Consider the following 25,919-nt stretch of genomic DNA (forward strand, 5'->3'; position numbering starts at 1 on the left):
TCAAAAGACCCTTCTCATTCAGAGGCCGTATCCGCAGGACGGAATATTGGGTAAGTGTAATGCTTTATTGGTTTCTTTTTTTTATTTATTGCCGAGATCATCAACAATAACCCCGGCAATAATATTGCTTTGGTCGCCCTGGCACTGCTCATTGCACTTCTTTGGTTCATCATTGCCCAAAGCAGTAAAAGATGTCACGATTTGGGAAGAACGGCATTCTGGATGTTTATTCCTTTTTACTTTATCAGAATGGTCTTTACAGAAGGTGGTGTAAGGAAAAATAAATATGGCGATAATCCTAAGGGGCCGAATGATCGCAGGTTATAGTTTAAACTATCCCGGGAAAAACATATGTTTTCCAAAGTACCAATAAAGGTACGGTAAAAACTTATTATTACATGCAACCAAAAAAGTATGTCGATCCATTAATGGATACGTCGTTCAAACGGCTGTTTGGCACCGAGCCAAACAAAGAACTCATGATTAACCTGCTCAACGCAATCTTTGACGGCCGAAAAACCCTGATAGATCTTGAATACAGCAAGAGCGAGCATCGCGGAAATAACGATGAAGACGGTATCGCCATATTTGATTTGCTCTGCACGAGCGAGAAAGGTGAGAAAATAATCGTAGAAGTGCAGCATGGTTACCCCGTAAATTTCGAGGAAAGAATCATCAACAACACTTTGCGGCTGATCAACGAACAGGGCCGCAAAGGGAGGATTGCTGACTGGAAATACAAAATTTCAGAGGTTTACATAATCACTGTTATCGGCAGGAAAGAACCGGCAAGCACGAAAAACAAAATCGGCGTTGAAGGCCGCTACCTCCACGATGTATGTTTGTGTCACCGCGAAACCGGCGAAATAATTTATCACGACCTTGGATGTATCTACATCGATTTGACTTCTTTTGATAAGAAAGATGAGGAATGTAATGTTCCACTGGACAGGTGGTTATATGAACTTAAGCACATGCCCGAACGCGAAAACTGCCCGCCTCATCTTAAAGGAACAATTTATGAGACTTTTTATCATCTTGGCGAATATGCCGAACTAACCAGGGAGGAAAGAAATATGTACGACCAGGAATTGAAAAGAAGAGGTGACAATGCGGCTGCTGAATTAACGGGTCTTCAATAGAAGAAATAGAAGGCCTTTGATCACCCTGGTGAAGACGATTAAAGCTGAACTAGGTTTTACCTGGTTCAGCTATTTACACTTGCCAGGTACTCATTTCAAGTCCTGTCTAATTTCTTTGAAATCGCTTAGTTTGAAGCCGTCCGTGAACTCGTCAGCATAAATGAACTTTAACAAGTTAGCGTAACGCGGGAAAAATTTAATCTTGCCATTTTTATCCTCAAACAAATCGTTCGTTCGTACTTGCGCCTGCGGTATTTGTACAAGGCTGAAATATATTGCATCAATTATACTCCGTTGTCTTAAAGTCTCATCGTTCCCGCTATTCCCAAAAGAGAGCACAACTTTAGTTTTAATCAGTTTTTGAAGCATACAGCTTTTCCCTAAAGCCGTTTCGATTTTGCGACGAATGGGCTCCTTCTGGCCGTTTACTTGTTTAAAACTCAGGATTATTCCATGCTCGGACTCAATTCGGGAGCTGGAGTCGAGGCTTATTTTTAAATTTGGAGATAACTCATTAAGGGCGGAAATTGCATGTTCAGTTGTTATTCGGTCCTGATCATTTACTGCACCTGACAGCTGTATACTTATTTCCTTTGGGTGCTTAAGCAGATAGCCCTTTGTAAAACATCCTTCTACGTCATCAAGAGAAATTCCCTGGTATTTATCCACTAAGCCCTTAATTTTTTGCTTTGTGTTGACCACATAGAGTTCGTCAGCGAAATTGGCTTCGAAGGCCTTCCGAGTATAATTTGCAGGAATGGCCTGTTCATACAACAAGGATAGGATATCTATGTCCAGTGTTGTCAAGGATTTAGAGGAATTGTAATTTTCAAAGAAAAGGCTGCTTGGATAGGTATAACTGTCACCGACAATTCCAAGTGACTGCACAATTTCCTCAAGTACCACCTTATACCGGGTAGAGTGATCCTGATCATTCTCAGCGTAAAAGATTCCAATAACGGCCTCATTGGTTACGCCATCATAATTTGTCGATCTAGCAAGTCCAAAATGACAGGCTGTATCAATTTCGGCTATGGAGACGCTATCGAGATCCAAAAAAGTACAGACTTCTCTAAGGTGGCCAAAGAAAATTCTTATTGAAGCGGAATCGGGATGACCCTTTAGCGACAGCCGGATAGGAAGATTCAGATCATTTATTTTAGCAATCGCTTTTTTTACATAATCTATTTCTTGAGCAGATGGGCTGCCCGTAATGGCTATTGATGGATCTGTGTTCCATTTTGATATATTGTTACGTTTTTCGGAGCTGAAATCCTCATGGAAAACCGTTTCATAAAAGTAATTGAGTGTTAGAGGGCTGTACTTGGCTTTTAAATGTTTTAAATCTTCGGCACTAATAACTGCATCATGATTACGAGAACAGCTTGCAGCTATAATTAAAAAAGTGATCCCAAGAATCCAATAGAGCAGCTGAGTTTTCATACTTAATAACATAAGTGATTGTAATTTATCACCTATAGTCTGATTTATCAATGATAAGTGTAAACTTCTGCGACCCACTCTGTCCAAAGATTTAAAAATCACCTCATCTCGAGATTGCAAACGATGAGGTGATTGATGCTCAGCCAAAGAACTTTTCGTTACACCGCCCGTTTCAGCCGCTGGTATCTCTTTATCAAAAAGTAAACACCAAGACCTGCCAGGATAAACATCCACAGATTGGCAATGACCAGTATAGCTTCGACGAACAGAATCCAGCCTGAGTGCAGGTTGAGGAGCAGTCTGTTCAGGAAGGGCGCTCGGTAATCTGCCAGGTTATCATTCTGGACCATGAGGCGCTGCAACGTATTATCCTGATAAAATGCGAGAGTGATCGTGCTGAATTTTACTTTGTCGTCGATGATCATGTTTTCGATCTTCTTGTCGATGAAGTCGTCTTTGATCAGCAAGGAACTTTCGACATTGTTACTCTTTTTATTGGCATGCTTGTTCAGCATTTCTACGGCTTCTTTCCTATTCTGGTTTTTGAGCTGATTGGCCAGATAAGTGATTTTCTGATTGTCGATTCGGAGTGATTGCTGATCGACAAATACCGCGAGTCCGGCAATCTTGTTGGTAAATTCATCAAGCTTTTCCGAAGGGATTTTTGCCGTAAGCGTGCCTTCAGTTTGGTATGCGGTGAGTTCGACGAGCGAGTCTTGCGAGTACCTGACCTTTTCGGAGTTCTGGATCTGACTCTGAATGGAAAATTCAGAAAGACTGCCCCCTTCAGCTTTAATCAACCCACTGAGTCGCTCTTTGGTTTTCTGCACATCCTTGACGCGGAAGCGCATATCGGCAGTTTTGACGATCTTATCGGTTAAAGTAGTGTCAGGGCTTTCGGCAATGGCCGAGGTGGTATCAGCGGTTTCAGGACGTTTTTCATTAGCGCAGCCTATGGCAGCTATTGCAATTATGCAACAGAATAAAATCTTTTTCATCTGGTTTGGAGTTTAAATTTGATCGTTCTGGATGAACCTTCTGCAGATTAAAATAAAGCTGTCCCGGGTGCTCAGCAATTAGTTTAAGGATATCGGATTCATAAGATTATATTGGTTTTTGATTATTAATACATGAATTAAGATTAGGTAACCCGTGATGATTATCTTCGGCTTTTATTCTAATGCAAAAAATGCAGCAAACAAATACAACCGAATCAGGTTGTACAATCTGTTCTGTGAAACTTACAATCTGTCTTTGTCAAAAATTATGGCCCCTCCTCCTCTACCCGCTAACGAAGCAGAAAGACTAGCCCAGCTTCATTCCTACCAGATACTGGACACGCCAGCTGAGAAGGATTTTGACGATCTTGTAGACCTTGCTGCAGCGATCTGCGGAATGCCTGTTTCACTGATCAGCTTTGTGGCAGACAACCGGCAGTGGTTTAAGGCGAAAACAGGGACATCCGAAACCGGGACCGGAAAAGACATCTCATTCTGTGCGCATACGGTAGCTTCAGGTCAGGACCTGATTGTCCCGGATGCACGTATAGATGAACGGTTCCTGGCCAATCCGCTGGTTACCGGCGATCCGCACATTGTATTTTATGCCGGTATACCGCTCACCAATGCCGAAGGCTTTACTTTGGGCAGCATTTGCGTGATCGATAATAAAGTCAGGGAATTGAGTACGGAGCAGCACAATGCCCTGCGGATCATTGCACGGCAGGTCATGGATAAGCTGGAGCTGCGCCGGAAAATCATGGCGCTGGAAACGGCAAACCGGCAGATCGAGGTGCTGAGCCATGAGGTGGTACTGAACGAACAGAAAGCTTCCTATATGATCAAGGCCGCCCCGGTAGCCATCGGATTGCTCAGCGGAAAAGCGCTGATCATCGAATCGGCTAATGATCAGCTGCTGGAGTTTTGGGGCAAGTCTGAGGAGGTGATCGGAAAGCCCCTTTCGAAGGCTTTACCAGAACTTGAGGGCCAGCCATTCCTGGATATCCTGGACGAAGTCTTCGCGACTGGAGAAGCTCATCGCGGCACGGAGATTCCGGCCACGCTGCATCGGACTTTTGGTCCTGAAACCTGTTATTTCAATTTTGTTTATCAACCCATCAAAGATGGTACCGGCGAGATCAGAGGCATTATGGTGGTGGCCAATGAGGTTACCGAGCAGGTGATGATGCGCAAGCGGAGCGAAATGAACGAACACCGCATCAGCCAGCTGGTGATGACTGCACCGGTGGGCATGACCATCTTAAGGGGACGGGAGCTGGTAGTTGAGATTGCCAACGACCCAATGCTGAAAATCTGGACACGAAGCAGGGAGGAAATTGTGGGTAAAAGGTTGATGGACATTTTTCCCGAACTTGTAGACCAGCCTTTTCCCGAACTGTTGTTGAATATTTTTGATGATGGCAAAGGGATAGCGGTCAATGAGATTCGGGCATTGATCTCAGACCCGCACGGAAAGATGAACGAAATTTATATCGATATCTCCTATGAACCGCTGGTTGAGCCGGACGGCAGTGTTGGCGCGATCATGGCTACGGTAATCGACATCACCAGTTCGGTGAACAGCCGGAAACGGTTGGAAGAAAATGAAAATCAATTGCTCGGCATCAATCAGGAGCTGATGCTCAGTGAGAACAGGCTGCGCATGGCGACCGACATGACTTCGCTAGGTACCTTTGACCTGGATCTGCTGACGGGCAAGCTGGTTTGTAATCCGCGATGTGCGGAAATCTTTGGTTTCGGTGAACTTGATGAGCAGACGTTCGATCATTTCAACGAACGGATTGATCCGGAGGATTTTGCAAGTATTGTGTCTCCCGCGATGCAGGCTGCCTATAAATCAGGTGACTTTAAATACGACGCAAGGCTGAGGATACCCGGAGAACCGATCAAATGGATCCGCGTGATCGGCAAGATCCTGAAAGAGGCTGATGGTAAACCTGTCAGGATCATCTCCACTGCGGCGGATGTGACAGAGCAACTGGCCAATGACCAGCGGAAACACGATTTTATTGCCATTGTAAGCCATGAGCTGAAAACACCGATCACTTCTGCGAAGGCTTATGTCCAGTTTTCTGCAAGACAATTGCTGAAAAAGAAGCCCGAACCCGTACTCGACCTTCTGGACAAGACGCTTGACCAGCTGAAGAAGATGGAAGACATGATCCGGGGTTTCCTGGACGTATCGAGACTGGAATCGGGCAAGCTGCACCTGGAGATGGAGAAATTCAACCTGGCGGATCTTGTACGCGGAATCATCCTGGAACAGGATCCTGGTACCAGAAGGCATGCGCTCAATCTGGATTGCAAAGGTACGGCGATAGTATATGCCGACTGGAAAAAAATCGCCCAGGTTGTTGAAAACCTGCTGAGTAATGCCGTCAAATATGCTCCGATGAGCAAAGTGATCGACATCGGGTGCCGGGTTGAAGACACCGAGGTCGTTTTCTCCGTAACGGATTACGGGCCGGGAATTAAACCCGAAGACCAGGAGAAACTCTTTGAACGCTTCTACAGGGTGACCAATGAAGTCAGCAAGAATATTGTAGGGTTCGGTATCGGTTTGTACCTGTGTTCGGAAATCATCCAGCGCCATCACGGCAAAATATCGGTCTACAGCGATTACGGACACGGCGCCACATTCAGCTTTAGCTTGCCGCTGGCAAATGAAAGTCAGGCTGGCTGATCTGAAAGGAGCGCGACCTGGCTTTCCAGGTAGAGTCTAGCGAGCAATGCCGCTTTGACTTCGCTCCATTCTTCGGGAAGAAATGAATAGCGGGCGCTGTCCCTGATGGTTTGGTCTGCGCCGATCCGGTCGGCACGGATGATGCCGTCTAGCCTGCCCCCTATCCGCTGGATGGCTGCCCTTGACCTGAGGTTGCGGACGTCTGTTTGCAGGGATACCCGCAATACTTCCCAGTTTTCGAACGCATGTTCGAGCATCAGATATTTCGCCTCGGTATTGATCATGGTCCGCTGGGCCGAAGCTGTCAGCCAGCTGTAGCCAATTTCGCAGACGTCGGGATTCGCAATGCCTGCACGTTCATGATGCCGGGGCCACGACCAGTGCTCTATTTTGGAGAACCTGGTGGAGCCGACGATATACTCGTCTTCCAGCCGGATGATGGCAAAGGGCATGCCTGTCCCTGCATGCCAGGCGTGCAAGGCGGTATTGATGTAGTCGAGCATCTGATCGGTCCCCTGTGGGACATAGGTCCATTTGAAAAGCTCCGGATCATCTTCTGCTGCCTGGACCAGCCCTGGCAGGTGTAAATGACTTAACGGCTCCAGCCGGACGTATTTTCCAATCAGTGTAATGTGCTTGTTCGCGATCATTAAAATAGGTGTGTTAGCTGTGCAAAGTAGCGGTCCAATGTGATGGCGTGGTTTAGGGGCGGTTATCAGTTGGTTAAGTTTTAAGCCTGTTAAGAACGGGTTAAAAATAGCGAAGCCAGGCAAAGGGTTTCCTGCGGTTCAGGTAGGTGGTATCCTGATCGTTGCGATAGGCTTCCCTTTCGAAGACGATGTTTCTGTAGGCTTTGTCGTGGTTGAGGTAGATGATCAGGTTGACGAGGTAATTCAGGAGGTAGATGATATAAAATGGCAGGATGAGCAGTTCCAGTTGCTGGCGAAAGTGAATGAGCTCGTGACGAATGATCGCCTGATGGGTGCTGGCCTGCCGGTTTTTAAACAGTATAAAAGGATAGAGCGCCATTGCAGTTGCCGGGAGTTTTTTGACGATCAGTATCCGGTATTTCATTTCATCAGCAATAATGACGCTTTTTACTGAATAACAGAAATCAGCCACGCTCCGAGTTTCCAGAGCAAATAGCCAATGATGGCCAGCAGACCAAGGATAATCACGAGCGCCCATATCACAACTCCTCTCCCGCTTCCCTGATGCTTGTTTTCCAAATAATGTTCCTGCATGAGCCGGACATTGCGGTCGTTGGCCTTGAAGAAAAAGTCAAAGATCTGCCCGATGACCGGAATTGCGCCAATTGTGGCGTCTAACAGGATATTGATGCCCATCAAGGCTACCAGTTTACCGCTCGCCCCCTTGCGCGCCATAGCCAGCATCAGTAAACCGGAAATGATGAAGCCTGCCATATCACCTGCAATGGGTACGAGGTTGAGTATGGGATCGAGGCCAAACCGGAAACGTGTACCCGGAAAGCGAAACTGGCTGTCCATCAGGCGTGAAATACCTGATATCCACCTGAGTTCAGGAATGTCGTTTGGGCGGGTGCCCTTGTTCGGGTAGTTATCAAGCTCTGGGTTCATTTTAGGTTAACGCGAAGCAGTATCTTGTTGTTTGATAAATCTAAAGGTTTGTCTTCCGCATGCTTCCTGCAGGCCTGATGCATACTTTCTGCACTGAACAGGTACTTTTTCGTGGAGAAAAGATGTAGGAAGTATGTGGAAAGGTGGGTGTGAGTGAGTTGATCGATTTTATTTATAACGTATAATCGATGACTCGTCCTGAATAAACTTAGCAACATTACGAACAATTATTTAGCATGTAATCCTTAAACCAGGATATTTTAAGTTCTATTCAGGGCGATGTCAAGTAAACTCAGGATTAGTGTAAAGGTTACCAGGACTAGACACTAGACAGCCTGTACCTGAATTGGGATTTGTTCGGTACTGAACAAGGATTTGTTCGCAAAACGGGTACCTGTTTGCGAACAAATCCCAACCCAATCTCAATTCAGCCCCAACTCAGGCGAGGGTTAAAGTGCCTCCGACATACGCTGGATTCGCTGGCGTAAAAGCTCGTGGATTCTAATATGCCTGCTGAAATTGAGGATTATGGAGGAAGGTCGGCGATCTTCCAGGAGTCAATTGCCTATTATGACAGCAAGAACTGAAAAGAGCGATCCGGAAGATTGCAAGGTCTAAGCAGACCGTGTCGAAAAAGTACCAGAAGCATTGACTTTGATGAAGTTTTCACTGCTATTGGTGTCATTCGACGTCAAATAGACATAACGTCTTACCATTCTTTTTTGCATTGCTTTCAGATACCTTTTCTACTGTACCTCCGCAGTTCCTCAAAGAAGGGCAGTTTCTGTTTTTATGATACCGCTTGGCGCTTGATCCGTTGCAGATATAAACAGGTTTGAATGAAATAAATAACATACATAACAATACTAGAACCGATACTAATTCAGATATCGTAATTCCTATTTTCCTCCAAGATAACTCTTGTCCGCTAGTACTGATATTTCCGGGTTCGGTTGTTCCCTTTTGTCCTATGTCATTAGTCAAATCCCCATTATCCTTTTGACCACCGACGCTACCTCCATCCACCCTACCTGCGTTGGTCGCATAGTCAAGAAAGTTGTATGGTCGATTCTCAAAATCGATTAACCAAGCTAACATTTCGATATTTCTATCTTCTGTAGACCCCGTTCTGTTTTTCAAATACGTGACGAGCGGTCTAAACTTGTCAGTTGGATGCTTTTGGATTTTACGCGAATAATCTTCACACTTAACACCCGAATTGAAGAACCTTTTAATAAACTCTTCATCTTTTTCTAAAAATCTTTCCTTATATACCAAAACACATTCATCCTTCAACTTCCCTGGCGTAGGAGCGGTCAAATTGGTTGAAAGCAATCCCTTTTTCTTTTTAGCCTGATAAGCTAAAAACACATCTTTTTTATACTCGTAGAGCATCCCCTAAAAATTAGACACATAAAAATAGCTGGAATTTTCGGAATTCTTTACGGTTTTCCGGAATTCCACCGGAATTAGCGGAATCTTCGGAACCGTCTGCATTTCAAGCCTTTTGACCACCCTACATTTGCTTCAGAAATCGATTCGAACGGTTTCTGTCGAGCAAAGAGCGCGGCGGTTGTTACCCGGCCTGGGAAGCGGTTACCTGCTTCCGCGATCAATGCTTAACACTTCCCAAAAAATGTAAGAGGCCTCTTACAAAAGTTTGCAGCATAGCCTCAGGGATGGTCCCTGGAGTACCTGCAGGATTTTTTAACCTTTTAATTTTTTGAAAAATGTTACAGCTTTTTTTCGCGCTGTTTATGGCATTCGCATGCCCTGCGCACAACAACAATACAAATAATGGCGGTGGAACAGTAACCACTCAAGACGGACCTGGTGGCGACGACGAGCCGATTCCACCAAAACCTCCTAGACCTTAACAGGCACCAAAACAAGAAAAGGCAGGGATATTCCTGCCTTTCTTGTTTCAAGATTTTTATCTTTAGTTAAAAAATCTGGAATGACGCGTATTACTTTTATTATCTTTATTGGATTGATTACCTTATTTACAACTTGTAAAAAGCGTGAAGGTTATGAGGTGGTGGAGTCTGCAGATTATAAAAAAGCCGAGTTATTTTATGGCAAGCATAATGACTCGGCATTTTATTATTTTAACAAGGTAGTTACTACATCGAAAAAGTCTTTGGAAGTCGCCATGGCTTATAATCAGATGGCAGTGATCCAGTCCGACGCAGGAGATTACTTTGGTAGTCAGGAAAGCTTAGCATTGTCTTTAAAGCATTTGGACCCAACAAATACAGATGATCATTATTGTCTTGCATCCGACTACAATGAGCTTGGCCGTACCAGCATCAAACTGGATGACTACAAATCGGCAGTCGAATACTTTGACAAGGCATTGAAATATACAACTGACAGCAGCTTCCAGCTATCCATTCTAAACAATCAGGGCTTATCGTATCAAAGAGACGGCGCTTACGAACAGGCACTTAATATTTTCATATCAGCCATAAAAAACGCATCCCGAAGAAAGACATATGCCAGAATACTTACCAATATCGCGACTACCAAATGGAAGTTAGATTCTACTTATAATGCAGTTCCAGAACTGCTCCGTGCATTGGATATTCGCATAAAGGAAAATGACCGTTGGGGCCTTAATTCAAGTTATTCCCATTTAGCTGATTACTATATTTCTTCCAAACCTGACTCTGCGTTAATTTACGCTAAGGCGATGCTGACTCTAGCTACTGAACTAAAAAGCCCGGACGACCGGCTTGAAGCCTTGGAAAAGTTGATTCGGTTGAGCCGGCAATCAACAGATACTAAAAGATACTTTATAAATTTCAAAAAACTAAGTGACAGTGTTGAGACAGCAAGAAATGCGGCCAAAAACCAGTTCGCATTGATCCGCTATGAAGTAGAAAAGCATAAGGCTGATAATCTGAGGCTTCAGCGTGACAATAAGGAAAAGCAATATCAGGTTGGAGGTTTGGTACTGGCCATTATTGTAATTGTAATCATTAGCTTGCTACTGCGCAGAAAAATCAAGCTGGAATCACAGAATAAATTACAGCAAACCAGGCTAACTTTTTCAAGAAAAGTGCACGATGTAGTGGCTAATGGACTTTATCGGGTAATGAATGAGGTTGAGCATAGTAAAGAGTTAGACAAGGAATATTTGCTTGACCGGCTGGAAGAGATGTATGAGCAGTCGAGGGATATTTCTTATGAGAAGGAAACATCAGATGAGCACGATTTTCCTGGAAGGATTTCAAAAATAGTTATGGACTTTTCAACTGAAAAGATCAGAGTGGTTTTAGTGGGTAATGATGAAAATTTGTGGACTGATGTAAGTCCTGAAGCCAAATTTGAAATACGCCATGTTCTCGAAGAACTGATGATCAATATGAAAAAACATAGTGGCGCGAATAATGTCGTGATTAAATTTTATAAGGCAAACAATTATCTGAATGTAGAGTATACAGATGATGGTATTGGCATTTATGATGATAAGCCTGTTTTCAATAATGGTCTAAGCAGTACGGGAAACCGTATTGACCGGCTAAATGGTAAAATTACTTTTGGCTCTGTCAATGGGAAGGGGTTAAGAATTAAAATCACTTTCCCGCTCACCTAATTTCCAATCATATGTTTGAAAAAGTACTCATTGCCGAAGACCACGAAAGCGTCAACCGCTCAGTCAGATCCACGTTGGAAGATCTAAAGATCGAAAACAAGGAGTATGTCTATTACTGTGACGATGCGCTGAACTATGTCCAAAAGGCTGTAAAAAGTAGCCGGCCTTATGAATTGCTGATCACCGACTTGTATTTTGATGAGGATCATCACATACAAGTGATAAAGAGTGGCATTGAACTTATCGATGCGGCATTAACTGTCCAACCTGATCTTAAGGTCATTGTATTTTCTGCAGAGAACAGGATAAGTTTTATTAAAACATTGTTTGAAAAGCATCGTATTCATGGTTATATATGTAAGGGCCGGAATGATGCAAAGGAGTTGAAAGCGGCAATAGCTGCCATATTTGTAGGGAAGACTTACATTTCAGCTCAGCAACGCCAGAATTTAAGAGCTTCAAATCACTATAATTTTGATGTGGTGGACCTGGCTATTGTTTCTTTGCTAACCAGCGGGGTAATGCAAAAGGAAATTCCTAGTCACTTACAACAACGTAACCTTAAGCCTTCTAGTTTAAGCAGTGTTGAGAAAAAGCTCAATGCAATGAGAGATGCGCTAAATTTTTCCAACAATGAGCAACTTATTGCTTATTGTAAAGACTATAATATCATCTGAATCAGAATTTTAAAATAAATTCTTCGTTTACGGTTTCCCGTAAAAATTACCTTGGTTGTGCATGTAAATTTGGTCATAACAAAAAAATAATCGTTATGAAAAAGTACTACGTAAATGACAACGCACAAAGCAATGGAGATCATGAAGTGCATGATCAAACTTGCTCATTTCTACCACTACCATCCAACAGGACGTATTTAGGCGAATTTTCTTCATGTGAAGGTGCTGTAAGACAAGCCAGAAACCACTATAAGCAAGTAAACGGTTGCTATTACTGTTGTAGACCTTGTCACACGAGTTAACAAAACAAGAATTATAAAGCTGGAACTAAAAAAAATACGATGGCTGAAAGAATAAAAGTATCCTGTATTAACAAGAGCAATCGTACAAGTCCGTATGAACGGATACAATTTATAGGCGGCATTCATAATAATTCCAGATGGAAGCTCTCAGTCGCGGATGCAATCTCTGGTATAGAGCAATCTAAATATGAGTTCTATACTCAAGTTAACGGTCATGTTAGACAAATTAAGGTCACCACGCGCTTAGGCGTTAAGTATCTCAAAACCGAAGCCGACAGTGATACTCCGGACAACTTGCTCAGTTTACCAGAATGCCGTGAATTAAGGCCTGGTTGCACCAGGCCTTAAATATTGCAATGGCTTTAGGTTATTAAAAATTAGCTTAAAAAACAAGATGTTGAACTAATTCAAAAAAATTTGAATAAAATATTACTGTTCTGGGTGAGTTAGCCGTTATATAATTATCATCCCAAAACTTTGACTAAACCATTTATAGACATCAGTCTATGTTAAATTTTTGACAGATGATAAAATTACTCGGAGGACTTTTATGTTTCCTGCTCTTCAGTGCTTGTAACGCATTCTCGACTGAACCAGCCAACCCTCATTGCGCGACCTGTGTAGGCGCAGCTAATTGTAACGCTTGTAAAAACTGTAAATATTGCAGACACTGTAGTTCAGGTGGCGGAACCTGTGGAGTTTGTTCGACTTCATCAGGCTCGCCTTTGTCGATAAATAATCTTGTGACTCGAAGCAGTACTTCAACTACCAGTACCAAATCCGGCAATCAGTGCAAGGGTATCACTAAGAAGGGAAAGAGATGCAAGCGGATCGTAAATGGTGGGGCTTATTGCTGGCAGCATAGAAAGTGATGATCAACGATATGAAAAGCAAACAATATCACAGGCTAACATTAAACAAGAGGCACCGCCGGTATTCGTCTTCCAAAAAAGAGTCTGTTTCCTCCCGATCCATCGAGAAAAGTGATGCCGAAGTCTTTCATGGATCTTACGGAGCGCTCCTATTTGACCCTAGATGGAAATCTAGAAGGCACCAGATATTGATTAGAGATAACTATACGTGCGTGATATGCAAGTCTCCATCAGCCTTGCAAGTACATCATAGACAATATCATTACTCGAAGGCCGCAAATAAGTTTAAAGTCCCGTGGGAATATTCAGATAACCTTCTGATCACGTTATGTGAAAAATGCCATCAAAGAGGGCACAGACAATTCGACGTACCAACTATTTATATATAATCTGAAATGTAACAATGGGAATTTTAAATTTTTTTTCAAGTAGTAAACAACCTGAGCAAACAACGGCTGACAACTACACTCAAACAGATAATGTAGAATATCCTTCTCCAAAGATCGATGAAGATATTTTTATCGAACGCGATAAATCGCTGTCTCACCCAGGGAAACAAGAAACAGCGGAAACAACTATCCAGACTAACAACCTCGATTACTTATACAGCTTCTTGGATCGGGATATGGAATCTAAGGGCTATGATGATGCTTTGATGAATCCAGATTCCTACCACCTAGAGCAAAATCTGGATGCAATAAGAAAAGAACTGATGCGCACCGTTAAAAGAGTGAAAACCTTCTATGAAGATTTTATTCGAGAGATTGACTTCCATATTGAAAGCAGAACTCGCAGTGGAATGATAGACACTGTCGAGGAACTTAAAATGAAAAAGAACACCGCTGAAAGTCACATAGATAAAGTACTTGAAATTGAAGCAGACGCCCTTAACAAGACAGGTGACAGCGAAGGAATAATAATAAGTTACACGCGAGGCTTCAGAAATGGTTTAGCGGCAATTTCCCACCACACTATTATCAGCAAAAAACTATGACGATGAAAAACTGGTGGCTTAAAGTGGGATGCTTTCTTACAGGCTACAACTATGAAATCGTAATTCGTTCTAGTGAGGTTGCTGCGATCAGAGTAAAGCAAACTATTTCAGCGCTTGTTATCGTTTGTATAATTTGGGCGTTTGTAGGATATGTATTTACTCAGAGGTATCTGGAGGGAACCGCCATGGCGTCAACACTAGGATCTTTACTGGCATGTACAATTGTTATTCAAATTGAAAGACAAATCATTCTTTCGATCGACCCGGGAAAACTTTTATTTGCTATGAGGATTTTAATTGCCGTTCTAATGGCAATCATTGGTTCTGTAATTGTCGATCAGATTATATTTAAAGCAGATATAGAAAAACGTAAAATCAGTTTATTAGATCAGGAAATCAATAAAGTGTTCCCACTGAAATCCCAGGAGCTCAGACTGCAGATAAATTCTCTTGACTCAACTATTTCCGCTAAGGAAATGCAGCGATCGCAATTGGACATGGAGATTAGTAGATCCCCTACAATTAATAATTATTCTAACAAATCAGAGCCTGTTATAGTACCAATAGAAACAAAAGACTCATTAGGAAACATTGTTAAGAAGACAAAGATTGTGAATACACGTTCGACGTCGGTAACCTCTGTACCTAACCCGAAAATCGATCAGGTGAAGCCACTTGACGCACTTATTGCGAGCTTGAGAGAAAGCAAAGCTCAAAAAGATAATAATTTATTGATGCTAAGGTCATCACTTGAGGAGGATTTCAAGTCAAAAGTTGGGTTTCTTGATGAGCTAAAAATTATGTTCAACATTTTGTTTGAATCGCCAATAGCACTAGGTGTCTGGATTATATGGTTTTTAATTCTCTTTGGCCTTGAGCTTTTTATTTTAGCGAGCAAAATGGGAGAAAAGGTGAACATTTATGATGAGACATTGATGCATCAGGAAAAACTCCAAAGAAGAAAACTTGAACTTATGTCAAATACCTAGCATAATGCTATGGTTTCGGAAAGGATACAGTTTTTCAGCGGGACATCATCTTTACTGTGTATAACGAGATGACAGATTATGTGACGATGTCTTCCCATGGCGACGCGCTTGATTCCCTTGCCAGAAATCTGGTAGATTCCATTGAGCCATTTGAAATTGACGATTATGATGTGAAACTGCCAATCTTTTTAAGGGCAATCAACTATTATGACAGCAAGGAATTGAAACGAGAGATCAGGAAAATTGTGAGATCGAAAAGGGTTGGTTAAAAAAGTAACTAAGTAGCTTTAAAAGTTATAACAATTCTTCAAAATGATTTATATGATAGAAAAGTGAAAACCAAGCAAAGGAATGTAGATATTCAAATGAAAATAGTTGATTGAACAAATTATGTCAAATCATCTATATTGTATATTTGATAAAGATGAAAAACTGGAAATCCCTTCAAGAAGCCCTCATTAAATTCCGTAATGAAAGAGATTGGGAACAATTTCACAATCCTAAGGATTTGGCTTTGGCATTATCAATTGAAGCGTCGGAATTGAACGAGCTTTTCCTATGGAAAAATGCCGAAGAAGCCAATCCGGAGAAAGTCAAAGAAGAGCTTGCTGATGTTTTAGCGTACGCTATTCTTCTTGCGGAAAAATATGATCTGGACATCAACGAAATTGTGTTGGAAAAGATTGCTAAGAATGCTCAAAAATACCCGGTGGACAAAGCTAAGGGGACAGCAAAGAAGTATACCGACTTATGATCAGTGAAAATGACTTTGTAATTAGTTCTTACTCTTTTAACTCCAAGCTTTTTGATGAGCTATATAATCATCATTATGCAAGAAATAATTGGCCGGTCGTCTACATATTGAGTGATGGTACCACCAAAGAAGCGTATGTAGGGGAAACCTCCGACACTTTCGCACGATTGGCGACACATTTGAAGAACAATACAAAAAATAAGTTAACATCCGTTCGGCTGGTGACAAGTGACCGGTTTAACAAATCGGCCACACTGGATATTGAGTCCAATTTGATCAAATACATCTCGGGTGATGGACAGTACAGACTGCTAAACCTGAATCTGGGTTTAGCCAACCATCAGTTTTACGAAAAGCTGAAGTATTGGAGCATCTTCCGGTCGTTATGGGATAAGTTGAGGGCAGAAGGGTTAACTAAGCATTCTATTGAACACATTGATAACTCGGACTTATTTAAATACTCTCCCTATAAATCTCTTGCCGCTGAACAAAAGCAGGGGCTAAAGTTGATCATCCGTAGTCTTCTGGACCCAAACGCAAAACGGGTAATTGTGGAAGGCGGTGCAGGCACGGGTAAAAGCATCCTTGCAATATTTCTTTTTAAATTACTGAAAACGGACATCTCAGGCTTTAATTTTAAAGATTTTGGTGAAGAGGAAGCTGAATTGATCGATCTGGTCACAAAGCTAAAGGAGAAATATCCCAACCCAAAAATGGCTTTGGTGATTCCGATGTCTTCCTTTCGCAAGACTATTCAGAAAGTATTTAAAAACATCAAAGGTCTGAAATCAACGATGGTGATAGGCCCATCTGAAATGACATCCGAACAGTTTGACATTATCATAGTCGATGAATCACACCGTTTACGGAGGCGAAAAAATTTGGGGTCCTACTACGAGGTATTTGATAAGACGTGTGCTAAACTTGACCTAGATAAACATACTGCGAGTGAATTGCACTGGGTGATCCTGCAATCTCACCGAAGCGTGCTTTTTTACGATCAGAACCAATCGATTAAACCTTCGGATACCAGGAAGGAAGATTTTGACAAGTTGAAGTTAGCCACGGGAACCTCTATAGAAAAGTTGAAATCACAGTTCAGGGTGAAGGGCGGTCATGATTATATAACTTATGTGCGCGATTTACTTTCCTGTAGTATGCCACAAGAAAGAAAGCAATACAGGAGCAATGATTATGAGTTCCTGATGTTCGACGATTTGGATGAAATGATCACACAGATCAAGGCTAGAAATGAAAGTTATGGTTTAGCACGTCTGGTTGCGGGCTTTGCCTGGGTATGGAAGACGAAAAGCCCTAAAAACAGACATTTGATCGACATCCAAATTGGTGACACAGCTTTAAAATGGAACAGCGTCGCTATCGATTGGCCGAACTCGCCCAACGCAATCAACGAGGTGGGATGCATCCATACGACCCAAGGCTACGATTTGAACTATACCGGAGTAATTTTTGGGCCTGAAATATCTTATGACGAGGCGGAGGATGAAATTGTAGTTGTTAAGGAAAACTACCATGACAAAAATGGTAAAAATGCGATTTCCGATCCTGCAGAACTGAAATCATATATCTTGAACATTTACGACACGATACTGAAACGAGGAATACGGGGAACTTACGTCTATGTATGTGATCCTAAGCTTCGTGCGTACTTTGCAAAGCACATTCCAGCTGCGCGGCCTGTGATTGCTGATACTGTCAATCAGTTGATACCATTTGTAAATAGTGTTCCTCTTTATGATTTGCATGCCGCAGCTGGCTCTTTCAGTGAGCTGCAACATGTTGATGACTACGATTTGATTGAAGTCCCTGAAAATGTCAGGGTTGCTGATGATATGTTTGCATGCCGGGTGGTTGGAGAATCTATGAACAGGGTTATTCCAAACGGCTCGATATGTCTGTTCAGGAAATACAGTGCCGGATCACGAAATGGCAAGATTGTCCTGGCAGAAAGCACTGCTTTCAATGATTCGGACTTCGGCTCGGGATATACCGTGAAAGAGTACAGTAGTGTTAAAAGAGCCGATGAAAATGGTTGGGAACATGAATCGATTACTTTGAAACCGTTGTCAAATGATCCATCGTATAAAAGTATTACGCTTTCTGAAGATGAATTGGTGAATTTTAAGGTAGTGGGGATTTTTGAAAGGGTGTTAAGTTTATAACTTTTATTTTAGTGACGATGCTCAACAGTGCCCGGCTGATTATCAAACCAATCATGCACTATAAAATAAGAACATTTAATTCCATAATGTTTCGTTTTTTATATTATGGTATATCCTCTTGGTATTGCAAAGCCGTAGAGTTTGAAATTCTAACTATCTTGTCAGCCAACCAATTAGGTTCAAGTACTTTTACATCTGCACCGTAGCTTAAAATTATACCAATGAACTCATAGTTGATAATCAATTGGTATTCAAGAGTCAATCCTTTTTCAGGGCAGCTTTCCACAATTATCTGCGATTTGTGCAACGGCTGTGTTTTAGGATAATAACCCTCGGAGGGAGAAAACAACAAACGTACTGTCTCAATCTTTCCGCTTCCTAAATTAATACCGACACAGTGCCCTAAATATTCCTTGTTATCAAATGTAGTATCCAGAATATATTTATTCGGGGCAAATTGTAAAGTTTTAATTCTATCAAGGCCATAGGTCCTGACTTCGTTCTTTGTCTCATTGAAACCAATGACATACCATCTGTTTCTATATTCCTTTAGGAAGTATGGGTGAAAAATCTGACTTGGAGAGGGTTCATAACCAAATTTCTGATATATAATACTCAAGGACCTCTTACTTTGTATGGCTTCAATAAGGGTATCTGTGTGCTCCAATCCTAGCGCTACTGGCGTTTTCTCAAAAATGATGAAATCTAGAATACTCTCATAATTACTTCTTTTAGCTCTGTTTACAACACGAATAATCTTTTCAATAGTCGTATTGAACTCTTTCATTATAGGAATATATTGATACTGTGCTAAAGTTGTGGCAGCGAGCTCTAATGCCTTTATATCTGATTGATTTAATGGCAGGTGATCAATTGAGTAATCCGGGTCCGTATAATGATATCCCTTATTTATTCGGCAGTACTTGATAGGAGCCTTATAATTCAATTGTTGACAATGTCGCATAAGGGCAATGTCACCATCTAAGGTTCGATTTGATACATCAATATCTATGTTGGAGATTTTTCTGAGAAGGTCAGTTTTCGACCAAAATTTTTTAGGAGAGGTCAGGCAATCATTTATCACTCGGAATCGAGCCAATTGATTTTTGGTTTGAGACATTAATTCGCTTTTTATTAACAAGTTATGAAGAAAAATTTACTTCGCAAATTGGTTGCGTGCTGAATCTTTTTTTTTGAAAAAAATAATCATTATGCAAAATTTAAATTTACAAACTGCTGTATCATCTGTATTTATGGATGACATTGATGCTTTAGACCTTAGAATGGTTAAGCTAAAGCTGCAAGACACTGAAGAGGGTCAGGGATGGACTATTGAACAATGTTTGGACGCAGAATATCAGTACAAAAGATTTCTGGCTCTGAAAAGATTATTTCCAGACAAAGACATAGTCCCAAATGGTGCAATAGACAAATTTTGGCATCAGCATATCTTAGATACCTCGCAATATGCTAAAGACTGCGATAATATTTTCGGATATTTCCTACACCACTATCCATACTTTGGGATGAATGGTGTAGACGATGCTCAAAATCTTAAAGATTCATTCGAAGAAACAAAAGAGCTTTATTACGAGCATTTTGGGGAAGAATATGTCGGCATGGCAAAAAGATGCACGGCTCCAAAATGCAGAACTCAATGTAAACCTATGAAGTGTAAATAGCTCTCAAATTACCATAGGGAATTATTAATAGAACCTTATTAGCAGTGAGGTATATCTAACACCTAATGATTAATACTCATTAGGTGTTTTTATGATAAATGGAGGTGATTTTCTAGCTGCAAATACTTAACATGCCCTTCTTAGTAGTTGTTCGCTATATTAAAATAAACCAAGGCCCTGCTCTACACACCACAATATGCTTACTACCTTGTTCTATCCTTCTATGGACTTAAGCCCAATCATCACTTGCTTAACATATCCAAACTGAAGCGAAAAAGCACGTACTAATATTGGCGATATAGCCACTAATTCTGCATTAATGACCCATATATGGAAATGAAAGATGGAACCTGTCCAGATCAGCTTCTCATTTTAACACTGAGCACCCTTCAAACTGAACCTCTCAACAAAACACTTTGAGCTTTACAACAAAACGCTAACTTAGTTCTGCGGGTACCTTTGTCTTAACAAAAACAATAAAGACAATGAAAAAAACATGGTTTATCACCGGCAGTTCACGCGGTTTAGGACGCAGTCTCACAACTGCAGTATTGGCCAGCGGTGACAATGTCGTTGCGACGGCACGAAATACGGATGACTTAAATGAATTGAAGATCAAATATCCTGATCAGATTTTACCGCTGAAACTGGATGTAAATGCAATCGAAGAAATAACAGCGGCGGTAGATAGCGCTATCGCGCATTTTGGCAGGATCGATGTGTTGGTAAACAATGCCGGTTTCGGCATTACCGGGGCGACGGAAGCGTATACCGAGGAACAGGTCAACAGCCAGCTGGCGACCAACCTGTATGCACCTATCGCACTTACACGGGCTGTGCTGCCATATATGCGCAAACAACGTTCGGGACGCATCTTGCAGATCAGCTCCATCGGTGGGCGTCGGGCCAGTGTCGGGGTGAGCATTTACCAGGCGGCCAAATTTGGTTTAAGTGGTTTCACCGAAGCGCTGAACAATGAGGTCAATCCGTTGGGTATCTTTGTAACCTCAGTGGAGCCGGGTGGGTTCCGGACAGATTGGGGTAGCTCTTCTATGACCTTTGCCCCTAAGGTGGAAGGCTACGAAGAAACAACAGATAAACGCGCCGAGTTTTTTGCTTCCGGCAAATTCCAACCAGTAGGCGACCCCGATAAGGCGGCGCAGGTGATCATTGACGTTGCGAGCCATCCGAAACCACCGGTGCACCTGGTCCTGGGTAGTGATGCGGTAAAAATGATCAGGCAGGCTGATGCGGAGCGTACCGCTGAAATGGAGGCTTGGCTGCATGTAAGTGAATCGACGGATAGTGATGATGCGGCAGATTTTTCCGCGACCGAACAGGGGCAGTTTTTTATGAAGAAAAAATAAAGCAATGATGAGTATCAAGGGATCAGATGACCAGCCGAGGATCTTACAATCCTGCTATGTGAACGTCAGCCGTAGCGGAGAACATTTTGTACCTAACCATACGTTGAGTTATGTGGTTTGCGGCCGGAATGATATTTACCTGAATGGTAAGACCCATAGCTTTGGCGAGGGCGAATTCAGGTTCACGGCGAAAAACCAGCTGGCGAAGTTTACCAAGTATCCTTCTGCTAATGGCCCCTTTAAATCCATTAGCATAGTCATCGATCAGAATACACTCCGCAGTATCAGCGAAGAATATCATTTATCCCAGCAAAAGGCTTATACGGGTGAAAGCCTGTTGAGCCTAAAGCCGGTGCCTTTGCTCCAGCAGTTTATCACTTCCTTGAATCCGTATCTAAATGGTTCTGGGGACCTGAATACGATGATCACCCGGCTGAAAGTGAAGGAAGCGGCCATGATCCTGATGGAAACCAATCCGGAGCTAAACGACTTGTTATTTGACTTTGATCCGCCGGGAAAAATTGATCTCAAAGCTTTTATGACGCAGCATTATAAGTTCAATGTTGATCTGAATCGTTTTGCTTACCTTACCGGGCGCAGTCTGGCTACGTTCAAACGTGATTTTGAGCATGCCTTTCAGACCTCGCCCAGCAAATGGCTGCAGGAACAGCGTTTGAAGCAAGCCTATTTTTTGCTTAAGGAGAAGGGACGCAAAGTAACCGATGTCTACCTGGATGCAGGCTTCAAGGACCTATCTCACTTCTCATTCGCCTTTAAGAAGGCTTACGGCGTGACGCCATCGAGTATAAGTAGTTAAGGTACAAGCCGCACGACTTTTTGCTATCTACACGCGAGCTTGTTAGCTTTGCAACGATGACAAACCCCACCATAACCTTTAAGGACCGGCTACGCGCCTTACGCAACCTCCCGGCATTTTTTAAACTGGTTTGGGCATCGGGTCCAGTGATGATGGCCATCAACATCGGGCTCCGCCTTTTAAAAGCGACCGTTCCCTTTCTTTTGCTGTTTATCGGTAAGCTGATCGTTGACCGGGTAGTTGCTTTGACCCAAACGCATAATTCAGTTGCCGAAGCCTATCTATGGGAACTGGTGGCGGCTGAGTTTGCGTTGGCAATTCTGTCGGATGGGCTCGGCCGGGCGATCACGCTGATGGACGGTTTACTCGGCGACCGTTTTGCTAATCATACCTCGGTGCGGATCATGGAACATGCCGGTGAGCTGGACCTTGACCAGTTTGAAGATGCTACATTCTACGACAAACTGGAACGCGCGCGACAGCAAACTGCCGGCCGCACGATCCTGCTGTCACAGGTCATGAGTCAGGTACAGGACCTGATCACAATGGGACTACTTGCCGCAGGGCTGGTCGTTTTCAATCCCTGGCTGATCGTTCTGTTGATTATCGCGATACTGCCTGCATTTTTGGGTGAGTCGTACTTTAACGATCAGACCTATGCGCTAAGCCGCAGGCAAACGCCGCAGCGCCGTGAGCTGGATTACCTGCGGTATATCGGGGCCAGTGACGAAACGGCAAAAGAGATCAAGATGTTCAGCCTGTCGGGCTTTGTTATTGACCGCTTTAAGGCATTATCAGACAAGTTTTATACTGACAGCAGACGGATCGCTGTAAAGCGTTCGCTTTGGGGGACATTTTTCGCGTTATTAGGGAGTCTGGGTTATTACGGCGCATACGTATTTATTATTCAGCAGACCATCCGGGGCTCGCTTACCATTGGCGAACTGACCTTCCTGGCCGGATCATTCCGGCAATTGCGCACTATGCTCGAAACCGTCCTGACGCGTTTTACCAGTGTTTCCCAAGGCGCTATTTACCTGAGTGATTTTTTTGATTTTTTCAAGATCAGGCCCAGAATCCATAACACCCCTCAGCCCCTGCCCTTTCCTGCTCCGATACAGCAAGGCTTTACTTTTGAAAATGTTGGCTTCAAATACCTGAACAGCGAACGCTGGGCGATACGCCACCTTAATTTCACGTTGCGACCTACAGAGAAACTGGCTTTGGTGGGTGAAAACGGTGCGGGTAAAAGCACGCTGGTTAAATTGCTGGCGCGCTTGTATGATCCGAGTGAGGGACGGATTATTTTGGATGGGCACGATCTGCGGGAGTATGACCTGAACGACCTCCGTAAGCACATCGGCGTGATCTTCCAGGATTTCCTGCGTTATCAAATGACCTTCTCTCAGAATATTGCGGCAGGGAACATTGAAGAACAGGCAAACAAGGAACTCATCTATCGTTCTGCTGCCCAAAGCATGGCGGACGAACTGGCGAATAAGTTGCCAGGAGGTTATGAGCAGATGCTGGGCAAGCGGTTTGCTGAAGGTGTTGAACTATCGGGCGGCGAATGGCAAAAGGTCGCCATCGCGCGAGCATACATGCGTGATGCGCAACTGATCATCCTGGATGAACCTACGTCTGCATTGGACGCTCGTGCGGAATACAACGTCTTTCAACGTTTTACTGAACTGACCCTTGGTAAAATGGCTGTACTGATCTCACATCGTTTTTCCACCGTAAGGATGGCGGACCGCATTGTGGTGCTGGACAAGGGGGAGATTGCAGAGATCGGCACGCATGATGAGCTACTGGAAAAAGGCGGGCGGTATGCTGAGTTGTTTGAGTTGCAGAAGATGGGGTATCAGTAAATAAATTTATATTCACCATAACCAAAGCCCGTTTGCAATGAACATCCGTATTGCCTTCCTCTCTACCCTCCTATCGATCGCAGCACTACCTTCAACTGCCCAGCAGCCGCAAACGGAAGCGCAGAAAAAAGGCCGCTTCAATGTTGGTGATGTCACTACTGATCCCCGCATTCACGATCCGTGTATGGCAATGGAAGACGGGACCTATTATGTGTATTCAACTAATGGGGGCATTCAGGTTTATTCGTCTAAAGATAGGAAGTCCTGGAAAAAGGAGCCTTCGGTGTTTGACAAGGCACCTGCCTGGGTGTTGGAAAAGATCCCAAGCTTCAAGGGACTTAGTTTTTGGGCACCTGATGTGAGCTACCATAACGGGCAATGGTATTTGTATTATGCAACCTCGGTATTCGGCAAAAATACTTCGGTCATTGGACTGGCTACCAACAAAACGCTGAATCCGAAGTCTAAGGATTATAGGTGGGTAGATCAGGGTATGGTGCTGCAGTCGGTCACTGGGCGGGATTACTGGAATGCCATCGATCCGAATCTTGCTGTAGATGAGGAGGGCACGCCCTGGCTGAGCTTTGGATCACATTGGGGAGGTTTGAAGCTGGTGAAACTGAATAAGGATTTCAAGACGGTCGCCGAACCGCAGGTCTGGTATACGATTGCAGCACGTCCGCGCGACTTTAAATACCGTGATGAGGAGCCCGGGAACTCGGCGATTGAAGCTCCGTTCATTTTCAAAAAAGGTAATTACTACTACCTCTTCGTATCCTGGGATGCCTGCTGCGTTGGTCCTAAGAGCACTTATCATATCCGGGTTGGTCGGTCGACCAAGATCACTGGGCCGTATCTTGATAAGGATGGTGTGAGTCTAGCCCAAAATGGGGGCACACTGGTGCGTGGTGGTGACACCGGGCCTGACAAGAAGGTTTACGCAAGGGGGCATAACTCAGTGCATACTTTCAATGGAACGGATTATTTGGTTTTTCATGGGTATACGGATACGTATGAGAAGATGGGGATTGAGAGGATTACGTGGAAGGATGAGTGGCCGGTGGTGGAGGTGCAAAATTAGCTGTAAAGGTGGCGGAGGTAAAGCGCTGGGTTATCCAGAAAAGATTTTGTAAGCTGATAATGCTCGGTTTCCTGATAGGTGGTTTGTTGGACTCCCGAGTCGCTAAACTCAAAAACCGCAGCGTCCGGATAACAAATGAGCATCGGAGAATGGGTAGCAATAATAAACTGTGCCCGTTCACTGATTTGCAATTCGTGGATCACAGAAATGAATGCGAGGATCCTTGCTGGTGAAAGTGCTGCCTCTGGCTCATCCAAGATGTAAATTCCTGATGTAAACTGATTGTTGAACAGCGAGAGAAATGATTCGCCATGCGACTGCTGATGAAGTGATTTGCCACCATAACCCTTAAGTACTTTATCATCTACCTTGGCTACCTCATCAATGTAGGTCGCAAAATTGAAAAAGCTTTCCGCGCGCATAAAAAATCCGTTGGTGATCCTGCGGGGCGTCCAGGTAAGGTGCAGGTATTTACCCAGCGGGGATTCATAACCGGCAGTATCCTGACCAAGAAGGTGGTTTCGGTTCCCGCCCCGCAAGCTAAAGCCACATTGATCAGCGATTCCTTCTAACAATGTAGACTTGCCAGATCCGTTTTCGCCAACCAGGAAGGTTACGTTCTTCGTCAAACGAAGATCAAGTCCATTCCTGAAAGATGGGATGCTTTGCAGGTAGCTGCTATCATCGATCGGGGATAGCCTGATATTGGAGAGGATGGCATAAGGCGTTTGTATAAATCAAATTTATGAAATATGCCCGGGTTCTGCATCTTCTGGTTAACTTAACGAAAACCAAATATGACCAAAACCTCTTTCGCCATGATTTGCTTATGGCTTCGAACTTTAGC

Annotated in this window: 23 protein-coding genes; 15 read left to right on the forward strand and 8 right to left on the reverse strand. The window is 43.3% G+C overall.

Going from position 1 to position 25,919, the window contains the following annotated elements:
• Positions 1–398 precede the first annotated feature (398 nt).
• Positions 399–1,142 carry a PD-(D/E)XK nuclease family transposase gene (locus P2W84_RS11595; protein ID WP_276090302.1) on the forward strand — a complete coding sequence of 248 codons (744 nt, stop codon included), beginning with the start codon at positions 399–401 and terminating at the stop codon, positions 1,140–1,142.
• A 90-nt stretch (positions 1,143–1,232) separates the two neighbouring features.
• On the opposite strand, the gene P2W84_RS11600 is transcribed toward P2W84_RS11595, so the two are convergent.
• Both P2W84_RS11600 and P2W84_RS11605 read right to left on the reverse strand, forming a co-directional pair.
• Positions 1,233–2,819 (reverse strand): DUF2927 domain-containing protein, encoded by a 1,587-nt coding sequence (locus tag P2W84_RS11600; protein ID WP_276090303.1) that lies wholly within the window; start codon positions 2,817–2,819, stop codon positions 1,233–1,235.
• Positions 2,744–3,583 (reverse strand): DUF4349 domain-containing protein, encoded by an 840-nt coding sequence (locus P2W84_RS11605; RefSeq protein ID WP_276090304.1) that lies wholly within the window; start codon positions 3,581–3,583, stop codon positions 2,744–2,746. The genes P2W84_RS11600 and P2W84_RS11605 overlap by 76 nt, the downstream gene beginning before the upstream one ends.
• Positions 3,584–3,851: 268 nt before the next feature.
• Here P2W84_RS11605 and P2W84_RS11610 point away from each other — a divergent pair, with 268 nt between their 5' ends.
• On the forward strand, positions 3,852–6,287 hold the full coding sequence (locus tag P2W84_RS11610) for an ATP-binding protein (RefSeq protein ID WP_276090305.1): 2,436 nt from the start codon (positions 3,852–3,854) through the stop codon (positions 6,285–6,287).
• Here the strand turns inward: P2W84_RS11610 and P2W84_RS11615 are convergent.
• The 4 genes from P2W84_RS11615 to P2W84_RS11630 form a co-directional block, all read right to left on the reverse strand.
• Complete coding sequence (locus P2W84_RS11615; protein WP_276090306.1) at positions 6,275–6,937, reverse strand: GNAT family protein; 663 nt, start codon at positions 6,935–6,937, stop codon at positions 6,275–6,277. The genes P2W84_RS11610 and P2W84_RS11615 overlap by 13 nt on opposite strands.
• Before the next feature lie 100 nt (positions 6,938–7,037).
• Positions 7,038–7,361 (reverse strand): hypothetical protein, encoded by a 324-nt coding sequence (locus P2W84_RS11620; protein WP_276090307.1) that lies wholly within the window; start codon positions 7,359–7,361, stop codon positions 7,038–7,040.
• Positions 7,362–7,384: 23 nt separating this feature from the next.
• Positions 7,385–7,885, reverse strand: coding sequence for a DUF4112 domain-containing protein (locus P2W84_RS11625; RefSeq protein ID WP_276090308.1), 501 nt, complete (start codon positions 7,883–7,885; stop codon positions 7,385–7,387).
• Positions 7,886–8,566: 681 nt separating this feature from the next.
• The gene (locus P2W84_RS11630; RefSeq protein WP_276090309.1) at positions 8,567–9,280 is read right to left on the reverse strand and encodes a hypothetical protein; all 714 of its coding nucleotides are present in this window, start codon (positions 9,278–9,280) and stop codon (positions 8,567–8,569) included.
• A gap of 562 nt (positions 9,281–9,842) precedes the next feature.
• Between P2W84_RS11630 and P2W84_RS11635 the strand changes: the two genes are divergently transcribed.
• The 8 genes from P2W84_RS11635 (at position 9,843) to P2W84_RS11670 (ending at position 18,254) form a co-directional block, all read left to right on the forward strand.
• Positions 9,843–11,483: a tetratricopeptide repeat-containing sensor histidine kinase gene (locus P2W84_RS11635; protein WP_276090310.1), complete on the forward strand. Its 1,641-nt coding sequence runs from the start codon at positions 9,843–9,845 to the stop codon at positions 11,481–11,483.
• Between the two features lie 11 nt (positions 11,484–11,494).
• Entirely contained in the window at positions 11,495–12,160 is a 666-nt protein-coding gene (locus P2W84_RS11640; protein WP_276090311.1) for a response regulator, read from the forward strand.
• Between the two features lie 341 nt (positions 12,161–12,501).
• Positions 12,502–12,810: a DUF3892 domain-containing protein gene (locus P2W84_RS11645; protein WP_276090312.1), complete on the forward strand. Its 309-nt coding sequence runs from the start codon at positions 12,502–12,504 to the stop codon at positions 12,808–12,810.
• 927 nt (positions 12,811–13,737) lie between these two features.
• Positions 13,738–14,328, forward strand: a complete 591-nt coding sequence (locus P2W84_RS11650; RefSeq protein ID WP_276090313.1) for a hypothetical protein — start codon at positions 13,738–13,740, stop codon at positions 14,326–14,328.
• A 2-nt stretch (positions 14,329–14,330) separates the two neighbouring features.
• The gene (locus P2W84_RS11655) at positions 14,331–15,317 is read left to right on the forward strand and encodes a DUF4407 domain-containing protein (RefSeq protein WP_276090314.1); all 987 of its coding nucleotides are present in this window, start codon (positions 14,331–14,333) and stop codon (positions 15,315–15,317) included.
• Between the two features lie 56 nt (positions 15,318–15,373).
• Positions 15,374–15,586, forward strand: a complete 213-nt coding sequence (locus tag P2W84_RS11660; RefSeq protein WP_276090315.1) for a hypothetical protein — start codon at positions 15,374–15,376, stop codon at positions 15,584–15,586.
• Positions 15,587–15,741: 155 nt separating this feature from the next.
• On the forward strand, positions 15,742–16,071 hold the full coding sequence (locus P2W84_RS11665) for a nucleotide pyrophosphohydrolase (protein ID WP_276090316.1): 330 nt from the start codon (positions 15,742–15,744) through the stop codon (positions 16,069–16,071).
• Positions 16,068–18,254 carry a DNA/RNA helicase domain-containing protein gene (locus P2W84_RS11670; RefSeq protein ID WP_276090317.1) on the forward strand — a complete coding sequence of 729 codons (2,187 nt, stop codon included), beginning with the start codon at positions 16,068–16,070 and terminating at the stop codon, positions 18,252–18,254. The genes P2W84_RS11665 and P2W84_RS11670 overlap by 4 nt, the downstream gene beginning before the upstream one ends.
• A gap of 103 nt (positions 18,255–18,357) precedes the next feature.
• Here the strand turns inward: P2W84_RS11670 and P2W84_RS11675 are convergent, their stop codons facing one another.
• Complete coding sequence (locus P2W84_RS11675) at positions 18,358–19,374, reverse strand: WYL domain-containing protein (RefSeq protein ID WP_276090318.1); 1,017 nt, start codon at positions 19,372–19,374, stop codon at positions 18,358–18,360.
• Between the two features lie 91 nt (positions 19,375–19,465).
• Between P2W84_RS11675 and P2W84_RS11680 the strand changes: the two genes are divergently transcribed.
• The 5 genes from P2W84_RS11680 to P2W84_RS11700 all read left to right on the forward strand — a co-directional run bounded on the left by P2W84_RS11680 (position 19,466) and on the right by P2W84_RS11700 (position 25,072).
• Positions 19,466–19,936 (forward strand): hypothetical protein, encoded by a 471-nt coding sequence (locus P2W84_RS11680; protein WP_276090319.1) that lies wholly within the window; start codon positions 19,466–19,468, stop codon positions 19,934–19,936.
• A 485-nt stretch (positions 19,937–20,421) separates the two neighbouring features.
• Positions 20,422–21,303 (forward strand): SDR family NAD(P)-dependent oxidoreductase, encoded by an 882-nt coding sequence (locus P2W84_RS11685; RefSeq protein WP_276090320.1) that lies wholly within the window; start codon positions 20,422–20,424, stop codon positions 21,301–21,303.
• A 4-nt stretch (positions 21,304–21,307) separates the two neighbouring features.
• A complete protein-coding gene (locus P2W84_RS11690; protein ID WP_276090321.1) occupies positions 21,308–22,120 on the forward strand; it encodes an AraC family transcriptional regulator in 813 nt (270 codons plus the stop codon).
• 56 nt (positions 22,121–22,176) lie between these two features.
• Positions 22,177–23,991: an ABC transporter ATP-binding protein gene (locus P2W84_RS11695; protein ID WP_276090322.1), complete on the forward strand. Its 1,815-nt coding sequence runs from the start codon at positions 22,177–22,179 to the stop codon at positions 23,989–23,991.
• Between the two features lie 37 nt (positions 23,992–24,028).
• Positions 24,029–25,072, forward strand: coding sequence for an arabinan endo-1,5-alpha-L-arabinosidase (locus P2W84_RS11700; protein ID WP_276090323.1), 1,044 nt, complete (start codon positions 24,029–24,031; stop codon positions 25,070–25,072).
• On the opposite strand, the gene P2W84_RS11705 is transcribed toward P2W84_RS11700, so the two are convergent.
• Entirely contained in the window at positions 25,069–25,806 is a 738-nt protein-coding gene (locus P2W84_RS11705) for an AAA family ATPase (protein WP_346348963.1), read from the reverse strand. The genes P2W84_RS11700 and P2W84_RS11705 overlap by 4 nt on opposite strands.
• Between the last annotated feature and the right edge of the window lie 113 nt (positions 25,807–25,919).

Origin of the sequence: Pedobacter sp. JY14-1, assembly GCF_029269825.1 — a bacterium.
In the GTDB taxonomy this organism is placed as follows: Bacteria; Bacteroidota; Bacteroidia; order Sphingobacteriales; family Sphingobacteriaceae; genus Pedobacter.